Source organism: Streptosporangium sandarakinum (assembly GCF_013409935.1).
Lineage (GTDB): Bacteria > Actinomycetota > Actinomycetes > Streptosporangiales > Streptosporangiaceae > Streptosporangium > Streptosporangium nondiastaticum.
In genome coordinates, this window is record NZ_JACCCO010000001.1 from 1,426,961 (window position 1) to 1,444,819 (window position 17,859).

The window sequence follows — 17,859 nt, forward strand, 5'->3', positions numbered from 1 at the left end:
CCCGCCTTGATGTTCCACCCCCGCCCCCGCACGAAAGGGTGCCATGCCCCGCGTGGTCCTGCTGGGTTCATCGCCCGGCCACGATGACGTCCCCGGCCAGCCGGCGCCGCCCGCCGCGCTGACGCTGCCCGCGCTCCCCGGCTGCCCCACGGTGATCGGCAAGCTGCACGGACAGCTCGCCTCCCTCGACCCGGCGCCGGTGACGATCGCCCGCGTCGCCGACGCGCCGGCCTACCGCGGCTTCCCCGGCACGCTCGTCGAGACCGCGGATCTGGCCGGCGACCTGCGCGCCCTGGCCGACGCGGTCGAGGACAGCGAGGAGAACCTGCTGATCCTCCCGTCCAACTCGCTGATCCACGACGAGCTGATCTACCAGATCACCAAGTCGAAGCGCGGCGCGCTGGCGCTGATCGCCAAGGAGCCCCGCGAGGACCGCGAGGAGGACGAGAACGGCGACCTCATCGTCCCGGACATCCCGATCAGCGAGGCCGAGCCGGAGATCGGCGATCGGGTGTACGAGGGCCTGCCGGTCCGGCTGCGCGCCGCCAGGTCCCGGATCATCTCCGTCGGCTCGGCGTTCCACGCGGTGACCCGGCCCAACGCCATCGCGCTCGGCCCGCTGCACCTGCACCGCAAGCACGCGCCCGCTCTGGCCGAGGCCGCCCGCGAGCTGGCGGACATGGCCCACCTGTTCGGCCCCGAGGACGACCTGGTCCAGCTCCTGGTCCTGGGCCTGGTACGGCGGGGCGTCTCGGTCGGCATCCGAGGCCGCCGCGACCTGTTCTTCCGCCGGGTCACCTCGCCCGAGCAGGCCGACGAGGCCGTGGCCGAGATGGCGACCTTCGACGAGGACCGCGCCCGGCTGAACAACGCGGTCAAGGGCGCCGACGGCTTCTTCACCACCTTCTTCGTCAGCACCTACTCGCGGTTCATCGCCCGCTGGGCGGCCCGGCGCGGGCTCACCCCGAACCAGGTCACGCTGATCTCGATCGCCCTGGGCGTGGCGTCGGCGGCGTGCTTCGCCACCGGCGCGCGGGCCGGGATGATCGCCGGCGGCATCCTGATCTACTTCGCGTTCGTGTTCGACTGCGTGGACGGCCAGGTCGCCCGGTACGCCCGCAAGTTCGGGGTGCTCGGGGCGTGGCTGGACGCCACCTTCGACCGCTTCAAGGAGTACGTGGTCTTCGCGGGCCTGGCGATCGGCGCGGCCGTGTCCGGTGTCGGCGACGTGTGGACGCTCGCGCTGGTGGCGCTGGCCCTGCAGTCCGCCAAGCACCTGCTGGACTTCTCCTTCGGCGCGGCCAACCGGCGCAAGCCGCCGTCGCCGCTGCCGTCGATGCCCCTGTCGATCAGCCCCGACACCGACCTGCGCCTGGCGCTGGAGCAGCGCCGGATCGCGCGCAGCGGCGGCATCCGCGGGCTGCTGAGGATGTGGAGCAAGGCCGGCCGGAACCGCGCCGTGTACTGGGCACGCAAGATGATCGTCTTCCCGATCGGTGAGCGCTTCGCGGCGATCGCGATCGTCAGCGCCCTCTTCGACGCCAGGATCACCTTCATCACGCTGATCATCTGGGGCGGCATCGCCGCCACCTACACGCTCACCGGACGTCTGATGAGGTCGCTCGCATGATCACCCAACCGCAGACCACGCCCGTCCCGGACCCGTACGAGGAGCGGCTGCGCATCCAGACCGCCCGCCTGCTCGCCTACCGCGACGACGGCCCGCTGGTGACGGCGCTGCGCGGCAGGATCGGTCCCGGGCTGCCCGCGGTGCCCGCCGCGGTCGCCGCGCTCGTGCTGATCATCGCGATGGCGGCGGCCGGGATGCTCAAGGACGGCCCGGTCCTGCTGCTCCCGCCGGTGGTGATGCTCGTCCTCGTGCTGCCGACCGCGGCCCGCGACCACCTGGGCAGGATCGACTGGCTGCTGCCGCCGCTGATCCGGGCCACCGAGTTCCTCACGATCATCCTGATCGGCCTGGCGGCGGACGCGCCCAAGTGGCTGATGTACGTGCTGCTGTACGTGATCGGCTACCACACCTACGACACGGTGTACCGCACCCGGCAGAGCATCTGGCCGCCCGACTGGGTGTTCCGGGCCGGCCTGGGCTGGGAGATCCGTCTGCTGCTGATCGGCGCCGGCGCGGCACTGGGCGTGCTGACCTGGGTGCTGGCCGCGCTGACCGTCTATCTCGGCGTGCTGTTCGCCGTGGAGAGCGTGACGAGCTGGGTGCGCCTCGACAAGCAGTCGGCGATGCAGGCCAGCGCGAGCGACGACCTGGAGGCCTCCCCCGAGGAGGCGCAGGAGCAGGTGACGGGCGAGCCCGCCTGATCCACCGCACCGGTCCCGCGGAAGGGGCCGCGGTGATCCCCCGGGTCCGGGGGATCACCGCGGCCCCTTCGCCGTCTCCGGGCCGGAGGCTCAGCCGGCCGCCTCAGCCGACCGCCGCCGCCCGGCCCGCCCTCCGGGCGGCCACGGCGAGCAGGAGGACCGAGCCGAGGGCCAGGACCGCCTGGCCCGCCAGGTTGACGGGGGTCGCGGTGCCCTTCAGCACCAGCAGGACGAAGCCTCCGCAGGCGTAGGTCGGCAGGGCGCCTCCGGCCGGCGCGAACCGGTGGCGCGCGTCCCAGCCCGGACGCCGCGACCAGCGGGTGATCACGACCGCCGCCACGACGGCGAGCGCGACACCGGCGGCGACGCCCGGCCAGGTCTCGGGTCGCATCCAGTACAGGCCCGACAGGAGCCACGCGACCGCGCCGACCGCCCAGGGGCCGGGTGCGCGGCGGCCGGACGCGCGGCCGGACGCCGGGCGGGGACGTCGTCCGACGGCGAACGCGGCTCCGGCCAGGACCGCGGCCACCGCGGCGGCCCCGGCGGTCTGCGCCGCCGTCGCCCGGAAGTGCTCCCCCTCGTACACGCCGTAACCGACGAGGACGGAGCCGAGCACGAACACGGCGCAGGCGACCGCCAGGCCGCGCCCACCGAGCCAGGGAGCCGTACCGCGGCGGGCCGCGAGGGTCTCGACGACGGCGACCGGCACGCCGATGCTCCAGATCACGTGCCCGCCGACGAAGCTCAGCAACGAGGAGGCGGAGAGGCCCGGCGCCGGGAGGTACGTCTCCGTGCCGAAGTCGAGCCCCTCGAAGGACGGGTTGAACAGCGACTGGTCGATCACGCCGGCCTCAAGGACGCCGTAGGCCGCCGCGAGCAGCAGGATCGCGGGCCATCCGCGCCCGGCGCGCCGTACCGTCTCGCGGATGACGAGGGCGCCGCCGCCGTACATCGGCGCGAGGACGAGGAGGCCCCCGATGTCGGACGCGGGCACGTTGCCGAGGAGATACTCGCCGACCAGCGGGGCCAGCAGGAACAGCCCGAACGCGGGCGCGAGACGCCGGGCCGCCCCGGACCGGCGCCCGGGGTCCGCGGACCGGCCGTCCACCGGGTCGGCGATCCCGCCGGCCCCCGGTTCCCGCGGGGCGCCCGCGGCCGTCATGACGCCCCGATCCGGTCGGCGGCGACGAGCACGGCGGCGCCCAGGACCGCCAGGCTCAGGTTCGCGTAGACCTCGTAGCCGGTCAGGAAGTCCAGGCGGGGGATGACGACGCGGTTGAAGAGATTGAGGAGCCCTCCCATGAACGGCTGGACGAACAGGCGGTCGATCGTCCCGCTGACGCCCTGGAGGACCATGACGAATCCGATGAACTGAACGGCTTTGCCCATGGATCCGACGCTAGGGACCGGCGTCCCGGCGGAGATCGGCCGTCGGGATCCCCCGCTTCGACGAGCGTCGCCGTTCCCGGGCGCCGCCGCGGACGAAGGTAGGTGTCCGGTGCGACTTTGGTATCGCCCGCCGCCCGCGGCGGGCGGCGTCCCCTTTCCGGCTCCTAGGCTTTGGCGGGATGAACGCATCCGCACCCGCCGCCGGCGTCCGGCGCAGCCGCCGTGACTGGGCCGTGGACTTCCTGCTGTTCCTGCTGGCGGTGCTCTTCGGGCTCGTGATGTCGGGGATGCGGCTGGAGGTCTACCCCCGGCCGGAGAAGTGGCTGTTCCACCTCGACCAGCTCACCGGCGCGCTGGGCTGCGCCGCGCTGTGGCTGCGCCGTCGCCGGCCGGTCGAGCTGGCCGTCGTGCTGACGGTCCTGTCGGCGTTCTCCGAGACGGTCGGCGGCGCGATGCTGGCCGTGCTGTTCACGGTCGCCGTGCACCGGCCACCGCGCACCACGTCGGCGGTCTTCGCGCTGAGCCTGGTGGCGGCGCTGGGTTTCGCGGTGTTGCGCCCCGAACCCGAGGACCCTCCGCTCCTGGTGTTCATGCTGGGCGTCTCGCTCCAGGGGGCCGCGGTGGGCTGGGGCCTGTTCGTCCACCACCGGCGCAGGCTCGCGGCGTCGCTGCACGACCGCGCCGCACGGGCCGAGACCGAGGCGGCGCTCCGCGCCGAGCAGGCCCAGCACCGGGTCCGCGAGGCGATCGCCCGGGAGATCCACGACGTCCTCGGGCACCGGCTGTCGCTGCTGAGCGTGCACGCCGGCGCGCTGGAGTACAACCCCGGCGCCCCGCCCGAGGACGTCGCCCGGGCGGCCAAGGTGATCCGGGAGAGCGCCCACCAGGCGTTGCAGGACCTGCGCGAGGTGATCGGCGTGCTCCGGGCGCCGGTCGGCGAGCTGCCGCAGCCCACCCTCGCCGACGTCCGGGAGCTGGTCGCCGAGTCGAGCCGGGCGGGCATGGAGGTGACCTTCGGCGAGGATCTCGCCGGGACCGCCCCCGACCTGACGGGCCGCACCGCGTACCGGGTCGTCCAGGAGGCCCTGACCAACGCGCGCAAGCACGCGCCCGGCGCCCGGGTGACGGTCCGGCTCGCGGGGGCGCCGGGGGCGGGGCTGACCGTCGAGGTGCGCAACACCGCTCCACCTGAAGCACCCGGCGCCGCGCCGGACGCACCGGACGCCTCGGGGCCCGCGTCCGCCGAGCCCGCAGGGCCCACCGGACCGGCGGTGGCCGCGTACGGCGGGCCCGGCTCGTCCGTGCCCGGCGCGGGGCCGGGGCAGGGGCTGGCCGGGCTGGCCGAGCGCGTCGCCCTGGCGGGCGGCCGCCTGGAGCACGGGCCCGGCACCGCGGGCGACTGGCGGCTGACGGCCTGGCTACCATGGCCGCCATGACCGGCCCCGCCCCCACGCCGATCGGCGTGCTCATCGCCGATGACGATCCCCTGGTCCGCGCCGGTCTGGCGATGATGCTGGACGGCGCCCCCGACATCCGCGTGGTCGCCGAGGCGGGCGACGGCACGGAGGTCCTCCCCCTGGTCGCCCGGCACGCCCCCGACGTGGTCCTGATGGACATCAGGATGCCCGCGATGGACGGGCTGGCCGCCACCGAGAGGCTGCGCGCCCGCGGCGCCGCGCCGGAGGTCATCGTGCTGACCACCTTCGACGCCGACGAGCACGTCCTGCGCGCCCTGCGCGCCGGGGCGGCCGGGTTCCTGCTCAAGGACACCCCGCCCGGTGAGATCGTGACCGCGATACGCCAGGTGGCGCGGGGGTATCCGGTGCTGTCGCCCTCGGTGACCCGGCGCCTCATCGACCGGGTGGCCGATCCCGCTCCCGACCTGCGGCGCGCCCGCGCCAGGGAGCGCCTGGCCGTGCTGAACGACCGTGAGCGGGAGGTCTCCGTCGCGGTCGGCCAGGGCCGGTCCAACGCCGAGATCGGGGCGGTGCTCTTCCTCAGCGTGCCCACGGTCAAGACGCACGTCTCCAGCGTCCTCGCCAAGCTCGGCCTCAACAACCGCGTCCAGATCGCGCTGCTGGTCCACGAGGCGGGGCTCCTCGACGACCACGGCTGAGACGGCCGCGGCGGAGGCGGTCGCGGCGGAGCGGTCGTGGTGCGACGGGCGCGGTGCGACGGGCGCGGTGCGACGGGCGCGGCGGGCCGTACGGTCCCGGCCGGGGGGCCGTGCCCGGGACGGCCGCGGGCGGGCCGTACGGCCCGCTGTGTTAGAAAACAGCGGTGGAGTTGGACCGGCTTGACCGTGACATCATCGGGGCGCTCGTCGAGGACGCCCGCGCCACCTACGCGGAGATCGGGCAGCGGGTGGGCCTGTCGGCGTCGGCCGTGAAGCGCCGCGTCGACCGGCTGCGCGACCGGGGGGCGATCACCGGGTTCACCGCGCGGGTGGAGCCCGCGGCGCTCGGGTGGACCACCGAGGCGTACGTGGAGCTGTTCTGCGCGGGCAAGACCTCGCCGCCGGAGATCGGGGTGGCCGTTGCCCGCCATCCCGAGGTGGTCTCCGCCTGCACCATCACCGGCGAGGCCGACGCGCTGCTGCACATCAGGGCCACCGACGTCCGGCACGTGGAGCGGGTGATCGAGCGGATCGCGGCGGAGCCGTTCGTGGTGCGGACGAAGAGCTCCATCGTGCTCTCCCGGCTCATCGACACCCCGCTCATCGTCACGCACAACGAATCCCCGTTCCCCCCGTGAAACACGCAAGGAACCGGCGCGGACGCGCATGGTCGTGCTCTTGGCCCGCGTGAACCCGCGTTCCTAGGCTGTAGCCGTTCTCACCGCGACGGTCTCAGCCGATGGCCGCCGCCGTTTCTCACCACGACGTCCTTTGCGGGGTTTCGCATGTCCAAGCACTACCTCATGTGCCGGCCCGACCATTTCGCGGTGGAGTACGCGATCAACCCGTGGATGCACCCGGAGGCGGGCGCCGACCGGGACCGGGCGATCCTGCAGTGGGAGACCCTCCGGAAGGTCTACCTCGAACTCGGGCACGAGGTCAGCCTGATCGAGCCGATCGAGGGCCTGCCCGACATGGTGTTCGCGGCCAACGGCGCGCTGGTCGTCCGCGGCCGGGTGTACGGCGCGCGGTTCACCTACCCGCAGCGCGCCGCCGAGGGGCCCGCCTACCTGAACTGGTTCACCTCCAACGGCTACGAGCGGGTGTGCGAGCCGGCCTTCACCAACGAGGGCGAGGGCGACTTCCTCACGCTCGACGACGTGATCCTGGCCGGGACCGGTTTCCGCACCGACATCACCGCGCACAAGGAGGCCCAGGAGTTCCTCGGCCTGCCGGTGGTGACGCTGCAGCTCGTGGACCCGCGCTTCTACCACCTGGACACCGCGCTTTTCCCGCTAAACGGACATAACGTGGCATACTTCCCAGGGGCCTTCTCGGCGGGCAGCCAGGAGGTGCTCCGCACCATGTTCCCCGAGGCCGTCATCGCCACCGAGGACGACGCGACCGTCCTGGGGCTCAACGCGGTCAGCGACGGGACCAACGTAGTGATCAATACGGAGGCGGCCGACCTCCAACTGGAGCTCAAGCGCCGCGGCTTCGAGGTCGTACCCGTCGACCTGTCGGAGCTGCGCAAGGCGGGCGGCGGACCCAAGTGCTGCACGCTGGAGATCCGGGGATGAACACAGGCAGGACGGCCTGACAGCAAGGAACCGCACCAGAGGAACGGCGAACATCGGATGACCAGCACCAACGAGTTCATCGAACTCAGCGAGCGCCGCAGCGCGCACAACTACCACCCGCTCCCGATCGTGATCCACGAGGCGCAGGGCGCCTGGGTGACCGACGTGGAGGGCAAGCGGTTCCTGGACTGCCTGTCCGGCTACTCCTCGCTGAACTTCGGCCACGGGAATCCGAAGATCATCGCAGCGGCCCAGGAGCAGCTGTCCAGGCTCACCCTCACCAGCCGCGCGTTCTTCCACGACCAGTTCGCCGCCTTCGCGGCCGGGCTGGGCGACCTCACCGGCAAGGACATGGTCCTGCCGATGAACACCGGCGCCGAGGCCGTGGAGACCGCGATCAAGGTGGCCCGCAAGTGGGGTTACGAGGTCAAGGGCGTGACGCAGGACCGGGCCAACATCATCGTGATGGAGGACAACTTCCACGGCCGCACCACCACGATCGTCGGTTTCTCCACCGACCCCGACGCGCGCGGCGGTTTCGGCCCCTACACGCCGGGCTTCAGGATCGTGAAGTACGGCTCGGTCGAGGCGATCCGCGAGGCGATCGACGAGGACACCGTCGCCGTGCTGCTGGAGCCCATCCAGGGCGAGGCCGGCGTGCTGGTCCCGCCGGACGGCTACCTCACCCAGGTGCGGGAGCTGTGCACCGAGCGGAACATCCTGATGATCGCCGACGAGATCCAGTCCGGCCTCGGCCGCACCGGCGACACCTTCGCCTGCGACCACGAGGGCGTCGTCCCGGACGTCTTCGTGCTGGGCAAGGCCCTGGGCGGCGGCGTCGTCCCCGTCTCGGCGATCGCCGCCGACGAGGACGTGCTCGGCGTGATCAGGCCGGGCCAGCACGGGTCCACCTTCGGCGGCAACCCGCTGGCCTGCGCGGTGGCGAACGCCGTCATCGAGATGCTCGGCACCGGCGAGTACCAGGCGCGGGCCAGGGAGCTCGGCGCGGTCATGCACGAGCGGCTGCGGACGCTCATCGGCCACGGCGTGGTGGCCGTGCGCGGCCGCGGCCTGTGGGCGGGCGTGGACGTCGACCCGTCCGTGGCGACGGGCCGCGAGGTCTCCGAGGCGCTGATGAGCCGCGGCGTCCTCGCCAAGGACACCCACGGCTCGACCATCCGGCTCGCCCCGCCGATCGTCGTCTCCGAGGAGGACCTCCTCTGGGCCGTCGACCAGCTCGCCGACGCCATCAGGGAGCTGCGGGAGCGCACCGCCTGACGGGCGGGCGTGTTCCCTCCGCCGCCCCGGTACGGCCCGCGGTCCGCGCGGCCGTGCCGGGGCGGCGCCGTACCGGGGCCGCCCCGTGCTCCGGCGGCGCCCCGGCCGCACGCCGTGCCGCGGCGGCTCCGGGGCGGCGCCGTGTCAGGGCGGGCCGCGTCAGGGCAGCCGGACCGTGCTGACCTCGGAGATCTCGGTGGCCGCGGCGGTGTCCCAGCGGGCCGACGGCGGGTCGGTGTCCAGCGTCAGGGTGGCCACCGCGTTGGAGAACCACGGCCCGTGGGCGATCCGCCACTTCATGGACGGCTTGGGGATCCTCGCCAGACGCGCCAGCCAGCCGCCGATCAGCGTGGCGACGCCGAACTGGGCGACGATGTTGGCCAGGCGGAGCGTACGGCTCAGCGGGTTGCGGATCGGGGAGCAGACGAGCTGGTAGACCGGCAGCCCGTCGGCCTTGGCGACGTAGGAGTAGTGCACGTCACCGGACAGGATGATCACCGGCTTGTCCGTCCGCGCCAGCAGCCGGGCCATGTCCTCGAATGAGCGGCGGAAGGCCGCCCAGTGCTCCAGGTCGACGTACTGGCGCAGCCGCTCCGACCAGCGCGCCACCCTGGGGCCCCAGCCGCCCTGGGCCAGCTTCTCGTTCCAGTTCTGGATGTGGTGGATCCCGGCGGGCAGCAGGAACGGCACCGACGTGCCGATCAGGAAGCGCTTCACGCCCTCCCGCCGGAGCTGCTCGGTGAACCACTCCCACTCCACCGGGTCGATCATGCGCCGGTCCCCCGGGTCGAGCTGGCGGGCGCACCGGGAGTCGAGCATGATCAGGCGGGTGTCGCCGAGGTCGCGGGCGTAGCTCCACCGGTTGTCGGTCGGGGCGGCGTCGGAGTGCTCGGCGAACGCGTCGAGGATCTCCGCCCCGTCGCCCTCGGTCTTGCACAACCTGGTCAGCACGTCGTCGGAGGCGCGCTCCTCGGGCGACATGTTGCCCAGGTGCTGGTAGACCCAGTAGGCGCCGAGCCCGGAGATCACCCGGCGCGGCCACCACGGCACCCGGGCCATCTGCTCGCGCCAGGTGGCGGAGGTGTTCCAGTCGTCGCGCAGGTCGTGGTCATCGAAGATCATCGCGGTGGGCACCGTGGACAGGAGCCAGCGGATCTCGGGGTCGGTCCACGCCTGGCGGTACAGCTCGGCGTACTCCTCGAAGTCGGCGATCTCCCCGACCGGCTCGCCGTCCCGGCGGTTCTTGATGAACTCCAGCATCTCGCTGGACGGCTCGTCGGCGTAGACCTGGTCGCCGAGCAGCAGGAGCAGGTCGGGCCAGTCCTCCTCGGGCGCCCCCATCATCGTGCAACCGTAGGCGCGCAGCACGTCCACGCCGTGGGAGATGGTGTGCAGCGTGTCGTGCGGGACGCTGGTGCGGCACGAGCCGAACATCACCCGGCGGGGGCCGCCCGGCCCGAGGAGGCGGATGCGGCTGGGCGGATGGTCGGGCAGCGGCCAGACGACCTGCCCGTCGAGGCGGACCTCGTAGGTCCCCTCATGGGCGACGTCGACGATCGCGTAGTGGTGGCCGTGCACGGTGAACGTCGCCGCCCGCGACCGCGTCCCGCCGACCTCGACGGTCACCTCGCAGGGTTCGCTGGTCTCCACCCACACCGACGCATCGGTCTCGTCCACGTAGCGCAGCATCGGACCGACGACAAGTTCCGGCACCTCAGACCCCTCAAACAGTACAGAACGGCAGGCTTCTACGGAGAAGCCTGCCGGATCGGCGCGTTCCCCTCGTCCGGTTCGCCTGATCTGATCGGTGGCAACGGATCAGGCCCGCAAGCAGGGGAACGCACAAAAAACGTTCATACGAACGCAACATGCCCTGCTTGGCGAGCAAAAAACCCGTTACTAATGTGATCGTCACCAACAGTTCCGGGCGGGGCAACGGCGCCCCGCCCGCCCTACGGAGGCTGTCCTTCATGACCACCATGGTGCCGTCAACGACGCCGGCGACCACCCTCATCGGCCCGGGCCGCCAGGCGCTCGACTCCGCGTTACTCCAGCTCGACCGGGCCGCCGACCGGCTCGGACTCGACGACGGCCTGCGCACGATGCTGGCCACGCCCCGCCGCTCGCTCACCGTCTCGGTGCCCGTCCGCCGCGAGGACGGCCGGATGGACGTCGTGCAGGGCTTCCGGGTGCAGCACAACACCACCCGCGGCCCCGCCAAGGGCGGCGTCCGCTTCCACCCCTCCACCGACATCCACGAGGTCACCGCGCTGGCCATGTGGATGACGTGGAAGTGCGCCCTGGTCGGCATCCCGTACGGCGGCGCCAAGGGCGGCGTCGCCGTGGACCCGGCCTCGCTGAGCACGCGGGAGCTGGAGCGGGTCACCCGCCGCTACGTCAACGAGATCATGCCGATCATCGGCCCGGACCGGGACATCCCGGCCCCCGACGTCGGCACCGACGAGCAGACCATGGCCTGGATCATGGACACCTACTCCATCAACGCCGGCCGTCCCGTGCCGGGCGTGGTGACCGGCAAGCCCATGATCCTCGGCGGCTCCGCCGGGCGGGCCGGGGCCACCTCGCGCGGTGTGCTGATCTCCGCGCTCAAGGCCCTGGGAGGCTCCCCGGCCGGCCGTACCGTCGCGGTGCAGGGGTTCGGCAAGGTCGGCGCGGGCGCGGCGCGGTACTTCGCCGACGCCGGCTGCCGCGTGGTGGCGGTCTCCGACGTCACCGGTGCCGTGGTGGACCGTTCCGGCCTGGACGTCGACGCCCTGCGGGCGTGGGCCGAGGAGACCGGCGGCGTGTACGGCTACCGCCACGCCGACGCCCTGTCCCACGACGAGCTGCTGGAACTCGACGTGGACGTGCTGGTGCCCGCGGCGCTGGAGGGCGTGATCACGGCGGAGAACGCGTCCCGGATCAGGGCCCGGCTGGTCGTCGAGGGAGCCAACGGCCCCACCACGCCCGAGGCCGACCGGATCCTCGCGGACGCCGGGACCACGGTGGTCCCCGACATCCTGGCCAACGCGGGCGGGGTGATCGTCTCCTACCTGGAGTGGGTGCAGAACCTCCAGGCGTGCTCCTGGAGCGCGAGCGAGGTGGACGCCAAGCTGCGCGGGCTGATGGAGGACGCCTTCGACGCGGTCGCGGCGATGTCCGCCGAGCGCGGCATCACCCTGCGCGAGGCGGCGCACGTCATCGGCGTGGGCCGGGTCGCCGAGACCCACCGGATGCGGGGCCTCTACCCCTGAGCCGCCCCCGGGGTCAGGGACCGGTCCGCCCGGCGCGGGCGGGCCGGTCCTCCTCTTCCAGCGCGCCGACCAGACCCTCCAGGTCGCGCATGAGCCGCTCGGTGCGCTCGGTGCCGTAGGCCGCCTCGATCAGCCGGTGGTGGTCGGTCACCCCGCCCTCCACCCGGCCGAGCAGCTCGGCGCCCCGGTCGGCGAGGAAGACCGCGACCCGGCGGTCGGCCGGGTCGTGGCCGCGGTAGACGAGTGAGCGGTCGATGAGCCTGTCGATGGCCTGAGCCTCAGCGAGCGCTACGTCCGCCGGTTCGGCCCCGACGCGCCGCTGCTCAACGGGCACGGCCAGGGGTGCTACCGAAATGCGGGCCAGTGCTCTGACCTTCCCGCTCTTGCCGCTCGGTTCACCAGGTGCAGGGCACCGGGACGGCGAAGGGCCGGCCGCGTGTGCTCGCCGAGGTGGCGGGCTGCGTGGGCGCGGTCGCCGATGTGCTCACGGATCGCCCGGATCCCCTACGCCCGGTCATGGCCGGATGGCACGATGATGGCCGTGCGGCTGCGTTACCGGTACCGGCTCTATCCGGACGCCGCCCAGCGCCAGGCGCTGGCCAAGGCGTTCGGGTGCGCCCGCGTGGTGTTCGACGACGGGCTGCGCGCACGCCAGGCGACATATGAGGCGGGCCTGCCGTACGTCTCCGACGGGGAGTTGTCGAAGCGGGTCATCACCGAGGCGAAGCAGACGCCCGAACGCGCTTGGCTGTGTGAGTGGTGCTCCAGCAGGCTCTGGCCGACCTGAACGCCGCCTACCGCGCCTTCTTCGCCTTCGTCGCCGGGAGGCGCAAGGGGCCGAAGGTGGCCGAGTCCCGGTTCCGGTCGAAGAAGGACAGGCGGCAGGCGGTTCGCTTCACCAAGAACGCCCGGTTCTCGATCACGGCGGGCGGGAAACTCCGTCTGCCGAAGATCGGTGACGTGCCGGTGCGCTGGTCTCGACCCTGCCGTCGGACCCCTCGTCAGTGACGGTGATCAAGGACGCGGCCGGGCGGTACTTCGCCTCGTTCGTGGTCGAAACCACCAGCGAGCCGTTGCCGGAAACGGCGGCCGAGGTGGGCATCGACCTGGGATTGATGCATTTCGCGGTGCTGTCGGACGGCCGGACGATCGGCAACCCCCGGTTCCTGCGCCGGGCGGCGAAGAAGCTCCGTAAAGCACACAAGGCCCTCAGCCGCACGGCGAAGGGGTCGGCGAACAGGAAGAAGGCCGTCGTGAAGGTCGCCCGGGCGCATGCCAGGGTGGCCGACGCGCGGCGGGACCACCACCACAAGCCGTCCACGGCGATCATCCGCGATGACCAAGCGGTGTACGTCGAGGACCTGGCGGTGAACGGTCTCGCACGCACACGGCTGGCCAAGAGCGTGCACGACGCCGGATGGTCGGCGTTCGTGGGCATGCTGGAGTACAAGGCCGCCCGGTACGGCCGCACCTTCGCGAAGATCGACCGCTGGTTTCCCTCGTCGAAGCTCTGCTCGGCGTGCGGGGCCGTCGCCGCTTCGATGCCGCTTTCCGTCCGGTCATGGACCTGCCCATGCGGGGCGGCCTATGACCGGGACGTCAACGCGGCGATCAACATCCTGGCCGCCGGACGGGCGGACAGGCGAAACGCCTGTGGAGACCCGGTAAGACCACCGCTCGCGGTGGCGCGGGTCGACGAAGCAGGAAGCCACAGAGGTGCCGCGTGACGCGGCACGGGCTGAATCCCCGGGCCTTCAGGCCGGGGAGCGCGTCAAGAGGCGGTGCTGATGCTGGCCGCGCTCGCGGGCCGGACCGCTGGCCGTGCTCGTGATGGCCGACGGCGCCTCCGTCGTCATCGCGTGTGGGCAGCTGACCCTGCTGAGTCGGGGGTGCAGCGGCGGTGTCGCTGGTCGTCGGCCTGTACCTGACCACCCGCCCGGACAACGGCATCCCGCTGATCAGCGGGCTGGTCAACTTCGGCGCGCTGGTCGCCTTCCTCGCGCTGCACGTGTCGGTGGTCGTCCACTACGTCGTACGGCGGCGCAGCCGCGACCTGTGGCGGCACCTGTTCGCCCCGATCATCGGCTTCGTGATCCTGGCTTACGTCGTGATCAACGCCAGCTTCGAGGCCAAGGCGCTGGGACTGTCCTGGATCGCCCTCGGTGTCGTGCTGCTGGCCGTCTCCTACGCCATGGGCCGCCACCCCAGGTTGTCCGGCATGCACGACGACATGCCGGAGCCCTGGGTGAAGAAGTGAGCCCCGCCCGCCCCTCATCCCGCCCTTCGTCCCGTCCCCCGCGCCGCCCGGCGCCGGAGCCCGTCGCGGGCGGGCGGGAGGCGCGCGGTGAACGTCGTCTCCTACCGGCCCGAACTCTCCGAGCTGAGCTACACCTTCGGCGGGCGGCCCGCCGTACGGCGGATCCAGCCCGGCACCATCGTCGAGATGTACACCGAGGACTGCTTCGCCGGGCGGGTACGCTCCGTCGACGACCTGCCCTCGCGCGTCTGCGACTTCCCCTACCTGAACCCGGTCACCGGCCCCTTCCACGTGGAGGGCGCCGAGCCCGGCGACACGCTCGCCCTGCACTTCGTCTCCATCGAACCGGCCAGGGACTGGGCGGTGTCGGCCACCTTCCCGCACTTCGGCGCGCTCACGCCCACCCACACGACGGCGATGCTCGCCCCGACGCTGCCGGAGGTCGTCTGGCGCTACGACATCGACGCCGAGGCGGGCGTGGCCCGCTACCACGCGCGCAACGGCGACTTCACGGTCGAGCTGCCGCTGGATCCGATGCACGGCACGGTCGGCGTGGCGCCCGCCGCGTCCGAGACGCGGATGACGATCACCCCGGACACGCACGGCGGCAACATGGACACCCCCGAACTGCGGGCCGGGGTCACGGTCTACCTGAACGTGAACGTCGAGGGCGGCCTCTTCGGGGTCGGCGACGGCCACGCCCGGCAGGGGCACGGCGAGGTCTGCGGCACCGCCGTCGAGGCGGCGATGAACACCGTCGTCGCGGTAGAGCTGATCAAGGGGGTGGCCACCCCGTGGCCGCGCCTGGAGGACGACACCCACCTGATGTCGACCGGCTCGGCCCGCCCGCTGGAGGACGCCTACCGGATCAGCCAGCACGACCTGGGCACCTGGGCCTCGGAGGTCACCGGCCTGGACGCCCTGGACGCCTACCAGCTCGTCAGCCAGATCGGCGAGGCGCCGGTCGGCAACGTCTGCGACACCAACTACACGATGGTCGCCAAGATCCCCAAGACGTACCTCGGGGGCCCGGCCGTCTACGAGTCGGCCCACGAGCGGCTGCGCGCCCTCGGCCGTATCTACCTGGAACAGCGCTGACGCTCCCCGTCCTCCCGACCGGGGGCGGGTCCGGCGTCTCCCCCCGCCGCGGCGTCCGCCCCCACCGCCGTCCGGGCCGTACTGCGGCGCGGCCCGGACGGCTCAGACGGCCCCGATGGCCGGAACGGCTCAGACGGCCCCGATGGCCGGAACGGCTCGGATGGCCCGGACCGCCCGGACCGCTCTGACCGCTCTGAACGACCCGGACGGTCCGGACGACCCTAGAGCGCGTCGGTCGCCGGGTGGATCGCCGCCCGCACGATGTCCTCGCAGATCGCGTGGGTGGCCAGGGCGTCGCCGGCGTCGACGACGGTGCCGGAGCGGACCGCGTCGAGGAACTCCCGGCAGACCTCCGCGATGCCGCGCTGCTCGCCGACCGAGACCCAGTCGCCGCGCCGGGTCAGCGTCTCCTCATCGGCGTAGTCGATCACGTCGGCCAGGTTGACCACCCGGCGCTTGACGCCCCCGCCCATGACCTCCACGGTCTCCTCGGACGCGCCGCTCGTCCTGCTCATGATCCCGAACGTGGTGAAGCCGTCGCCGGACAACTCCAGCGTCACGTGCTCCAGCAGGCCGTCGGCGACCCGGGTGCGGATCCGGGTGTGCTCGACCGGGCCGGGCGCCAGGAACCTGAGCGTGTCCACCACGTGGACGAAGTCGTCGAAGACCGCGGTGCGCGGGTCCTCGGCGAGGTTCCTGCGGTTCTTCTGCATGACCACCAGGTCGCGGGGCAGGTCGCGCAGCTTCTTGTAGGACGGCGCCCGGCGGCGGTTGAAGCCGACCAGCAGCGACCGCCGCATGTCGCGGGCCAGCCGTACCAGGCGCTCGGACTCGGCGTAGGTGTAGGCGATCGGCTTGTCGAGGTAGACGTGGACGCCCGCCCGGAGCAGCGGCTCGACGACCTTGACGTGCGCGGCGGTCGCGGCGTGCACGAAGGCCGCCTCGACCCCGGCCTCGATCACCTCGTCCACCGAGGTGGAGCGTGACGCTATCCGGTAGGCGTCGCCCAGACGGTCGAGGGTGTCGCGGTTACGGGTGCTGAGGTGGATGTCGAGGCCGGGCAGTGCGGACAGTACGGGCAGGTACGCCTTCTCCGCGATGTCCCCCAGGCCGATCATGGCGATCTGCATGCTCAGAGCGTACGGCCTACGCCGCCGCCGCGAGACGGTTCCGCCACCATGCGATCGTCGAGGTCAGCGCCTCGTCGAGCGGGGTGGGCGACATGCCGAAGGTCGTCTGGAAATCGGTGGAGTCGAGGATGAAGGGCCGGGTGAACTGGTACCGCAGCTCCTCCAGTTCGCCGAGCATGGGTGAGAAGGCGCCCGCGGTGCGGACCAGCCAGTGCGGCATCGCCCTGACGCCGGGGTTGCGGACCCCGGCCAGCGCGCACAGCCGGTCGGCGACCCGCGCGGCGGACAGCGGCGCGTCGGTGGGGATGTGCCAGGCGCGTCCCCAGATCCGGTCGTCCCCGGCCGCCGCCACCAGGGCCCGCGCCACGTCGGGGGTGTAGGTCCAGCTGTGCGGCTGCTCGGGGTCGCCGACGAAGCGGACGACCCTGCCCGAGAGCAGCCGGGGGACGAACCTCTCGCCCAGGTGCGCCTGGTCCAGCGAGCCGGGGCCGAAGTAGTCGGAGGCCCGCAGCTCGGTCACCCTGACCCGGCCGGCCTCGTGGGCGGCGAGGGCGTCGCGCCACAGGCGCACCCGGACGGCGCCCTTGGCGCTGGGCGGGGTGAGCGGGTCGCTCTCGCGCATCGGCCGGTCGGGGGCGGCGTAGCCGTACAGGCAGCCGAGGATGACGTATCCGGCGCCGGAGGTCTCGGCGGCGCCCAGCATGGAGGCGGCCATCCCGGGCCATGTCTCGGCCCAGCGGTGGTAGGGCGGGTTGACGCAGTTGAACAGGGTGGCGGCGCCCCGGGTGAGGGCCGCCATCCGGTCGCGGTCGGCCACGTCCGCGGCGACCCGGCGGACGCCCGGCAGTTCGGGGCCGGAGCCGGACCGGCTGACGAGGACGACCTCGTCGCCCCGCTCCGCCAGCAGCCGGGCCACCTGCGAGCCGACCTGCCCGGCTCCCGCGACGACGTGCTTGCCCATGGTCGTTCTCCTTCTCACTGATCTCTCACTGGCCTTCATCGGTTCTCACCGGCTCTCACTGGTTCTCGCCGGTTCTCACTGGTTCCACAGCAGCCGCAGCGCGGCGTTGACGAGGTAGACGGCGGCGAGCAGCGCGCCCACACCGGGACGGCCGGCCGCCACCAGGGCCACGGCGCCGCCACCGAACCAGACGACCTCCAGGGCGACCCGGGCGAGCCCGGTGGCCGGGATCGGCGCGTTGGCGCCGCCGCCCGCGCCGAAGACCGCCCAGACCACGGCGAACGCCACCGGGGCGCCCAGCCCGAGGAGCAGCCGCATCGGCCAGTTCGAGCCGGCGGTGAAGCCCCAGACCCCCGCCGCGACGAGGACGCCCAGCTCCAGCAGGAACATGACGAGGAGGTTCGCGCCTTTGGCGAGGTTCAGCATGGGGGGCTCCGATGAGGTTGACGCTTCGTTGCGAGAGCA

17 protein-coding genes and 1 pseudogene are annotated in these 17,859 nt (G+C 72.6%); 11 read left to right on the forward strand and 7 right to left on the reverse strand.

Annotated features, from left to right (window positions below):
- Nucleotides 1-43 precede the first annotated feature (43 nt).
- Nucleotides 44-1,630 carry a CDP-alcohol phosphatidyltransferase family protein gene (locus tag HDA43_RS35775; protein WP_179818759.1) on the forward strand — a complete coding sequence of 529 codons (1,587 nt, stop codon included), beginning with the start codon at nucleotides 44-46 and terminating at the stop codon, nucleotides 1,628-1,630.
- Nucleotides 1,627-2,331: a DUF5941 domain-containing protein gene (locus HDA43_RS35780; protein WP_179818760.1), complete on the forward strand. Its 705-nt coding sequence runs from the start codon at nucleotides 1,627-1,629 to the stop codon at nucleotides 2,329-2,331. Before HDA43_RS35775 ends, HDA43_RS35780 begins: the two co-directional genes overlap by 4 nt.
- A 103-nt stretch (nucleotides 2,332-2,434) precedes the next feature.
- Here the strand turns inward: HDA43_RS35780 and HDA43_RS06260 are convergent, their stop codons facing one another.
- Together HDA43_RS06260 and HDA43_RS06265 are read right to left on the reverse strand one after the other, a co-directional pair.
- Nucleotides 2,435-3,493 carry an AF_0692 family protein gene (locus tag HDA43_RS06260; RefSeq protein WP_179818761.1) on the reverse strand — a complete coding sequence of 353 codons (1,059 nt, stop codon included), beginning with the start codon at nucleotides 3,491-3,493 and terminating at the stop codon, nucleotides 2,435-2,437.
- Entirely contained in the window at nucleotides 3,490-3,720 is a 231-nt protein-coding gene (locus tag HDA43_RS06265) for a hypothetical protein (RefSeq protein WP_179818762.1), read from the reverse strand. Before HDA43_RS06265 ends, HDA43_RS06260 begins: the two co-directional genes overlap by 4 nt.
- A 179-nt stretch (nucleotides 3,721-3,899) precedes the next feature.
- Between HDA43_RS06265 and HDA43_RS06270 the strand changes: the two genes are divergently transcribed.
- From HDA43_RS06270 to rocD, 5 genes are all read left to right on the forward strand, one after another.
- A complete protein-coding gene (locus HDA43_RS06270) occupies nucleotides 3,900-5,156 on the forward strand; it encodes a sensor histidine kinase (RefSeq protein WP_179818763.1) in 1,257 nt (418 codons plus the stop codon).
- On the forward strand, nucleotides 5,153-5,836 hold the full coding sequence (locus HDA43_RS06275; RefSeq protein ID WP_179818764.1) for a response regulator transcription factor: 684 nt from the start codon (nucleotides 5,153-5,155) through the stop codon (nucleotides 5,834-5,836). The genes HDA43_RS06270 and HDA43_RS06275 overlap by 4 nt, the downstream gene beginning before the upstream one ends.
- Before the next feature lie 164 nt (nucleotides 5,837-6,000).
- Complete coding sequence (locus tag HDA43_RS06280) at nucleotides 6,001-6,474, forward strand: Lrp/AsnC family transcriptional regulator (protein WP_179818765.1); 474 nt, start codon at nucleotides 6,001-6,003, stop codon at nucleotides 6,472-6,474.
- 147 nt (nucleotides 6,475-6,621) lie between these two features.
- The gene (gene ddaH, locus HDA43_RS06285; RefSeq protein ID WP_179818766.1) at nucleotides 6,622-7,416 is read left to right on the forward strand and encodes a dimethylargininase; all 795 of its coding nucleotides are present in this window, start codon (nucleotides 6,622-6,624) and stop codon (nucleotides 7,414-7,416) included.
- Nucleotides 7,417-7,473: 57 nt separating this feature from the next.
- On the forward strand, nucleotides 7,474-8,694 hold the full coding sequence (gene rocD, locus HDA43_RS06290; RefSeq protein ID WP_179818767.1) for an ornithine--oxo-acid transaminase: 1,221 nt from the start codon (nucleotides 7,474-7,476) through the stop codon (nucleotides 8,692-8,694).
- 159 nt (nucleotides 8,695-8,853) lie between these two features.
- Here rocD and HDA43_RS06295 read toward each other — a convergent pair whose 3' ends face one another.
- A complete protein-coding gene (locus HDA43_RS06295) occupies nucleotides 8,854-10,407 on the reverse strand; it encodes an alkaline phosphatase D family protein (RefSeq protein WP_179818768.1) in 1,554 nt (517 codons plus the stop codon).
- A gap of 257 nt (nucleotides 10,408-10,664) precedes the next feature.
- On the opposite strand from HDA43_RS06295, the gene HDA43_RS06300 reads away from it, so the two are divergent.
- Nucleotides 10,665-11,948: a Glu/Leu/Phe/Val family dehydrogenase gene (locus HDA43_RS06300; protein ID WP_179818769.1), complete on the forward strand. Its 1,284-nt coding sequence runs from the start codon at nucleotides 10,665-10,667 to the stop codon at nucleotides 11,946-11,948.
- Between the two features lie 13 nt (nucleotides 11,949-11,961).
- Here the strand turns inward: HDA43_RS06300 and HDA43_RS06305 are convergent, their stop codons facing one another.
- The gene (locus HDA43_RS06305) at nucleotides 11,962-12,282 is read right to left on the reverse strand and encodes a winged helix DNA-binding protein (RefSeq protein WP_179818770.1); all 321 of its coding nucleotides are present in this window, start codon (nucleotides 12,280-12,282) and stop codon (nucleotides 11,962-11,964) included.
- 207 nt (nucleotides 12,283-12,489) lie between these two features.
- On the opposite strand from HDA43_RS06305, the pseudogene HDA43_RS06310 reads away from it, so the two are divergent.
- The 3 genes and pseudogenes from HDA43_RS06310 to HDA43_RS06320 all read left to right on the forward strand — a co-directional run bounded on the left by HDA43_RS06310 (nucleotide 12,490) and on the right by HDA43_RS06320 (nucleotide 15,303).
- Nucleotides 12,490-13,675, forward strand: a pseudogene (locus tag HDA43_RS06310) (RNA-guided endonuclease InsQ/TnpB family protein).
- Nucleotides 13,676-13,848: 173 nt separating this feature from the next.
- Entirely contained in the window at nucleotides 13,849-14,205 is a 357-nt protein-coding gene (locus tag HDA43_RS06315) for a hypothetical protein (RefSeq protein ID WP_179818771.1), read from the forward strand.
- 87 nt (nucleotides 14,206-14,292) lie between these two features.
- Nucleotides 14,293-15,303, forward strand: coding sequence for an acetamidase/formamidase family protein (locus HDA43_RS06320; RefSeq protein WP_179818772.1), 1,011 nt, complete (start codon nucleotides 14,293-14,295; stop codon nucleotides 15,301-15,303).
- Between the two features lie 221 nt (nucleotides 15,304-15,524).
- Here the strand turns inward: HDA43_RS06320 and HDA43_RS06325 are convergent, their stop codons facing one another.
- From HDA43_RS06325 to HDA43_RS06335, 3 genes are all read right to left on the reverse strand, one after another.
- The gene (locus HDA43_RS06325; protein ID WP_179818773.1) at nucleotides 15,525-16,433 is read right to left on the reverse strand and encodes a Gfo/Idh/MocA family protein; all 909 of its coding nucleotides are present in this window, start codon (nucleotides 16,431-16,433) and stop codon (nucleotides 15,525-15,527) included.
- A 16-nt stretch (nucleotides 16,434-16,449) separates the two neighbouring features.
- Nucleotides 16,450-17,394, reverse strand: a complete 945-nt coding sequence (locus tag HDA43_RS06330; protein ID WP_179818774.1) for an NAD-dependent epimerase/dehydratase family protein — start codon at nucleotides 17,392-17,394, stop codon at nucleotides 16,450-16,452.
- 75 nt (nucleotides 17,395-17,469) lie between these two features.
- Nucleotides 17,470-17,820, reverse strand: coding sequence for a YrdB family protein (locus HDA43_RS06335; RefSeq protein ID WP_179818775.1), 351 nt, complete (start codon nucleotides 17,818-17,820; stop codon nucleotides 17,470-17,472).
- Nucleotides 17,821-17,859 lie beyond the last annotated feature (39 nt).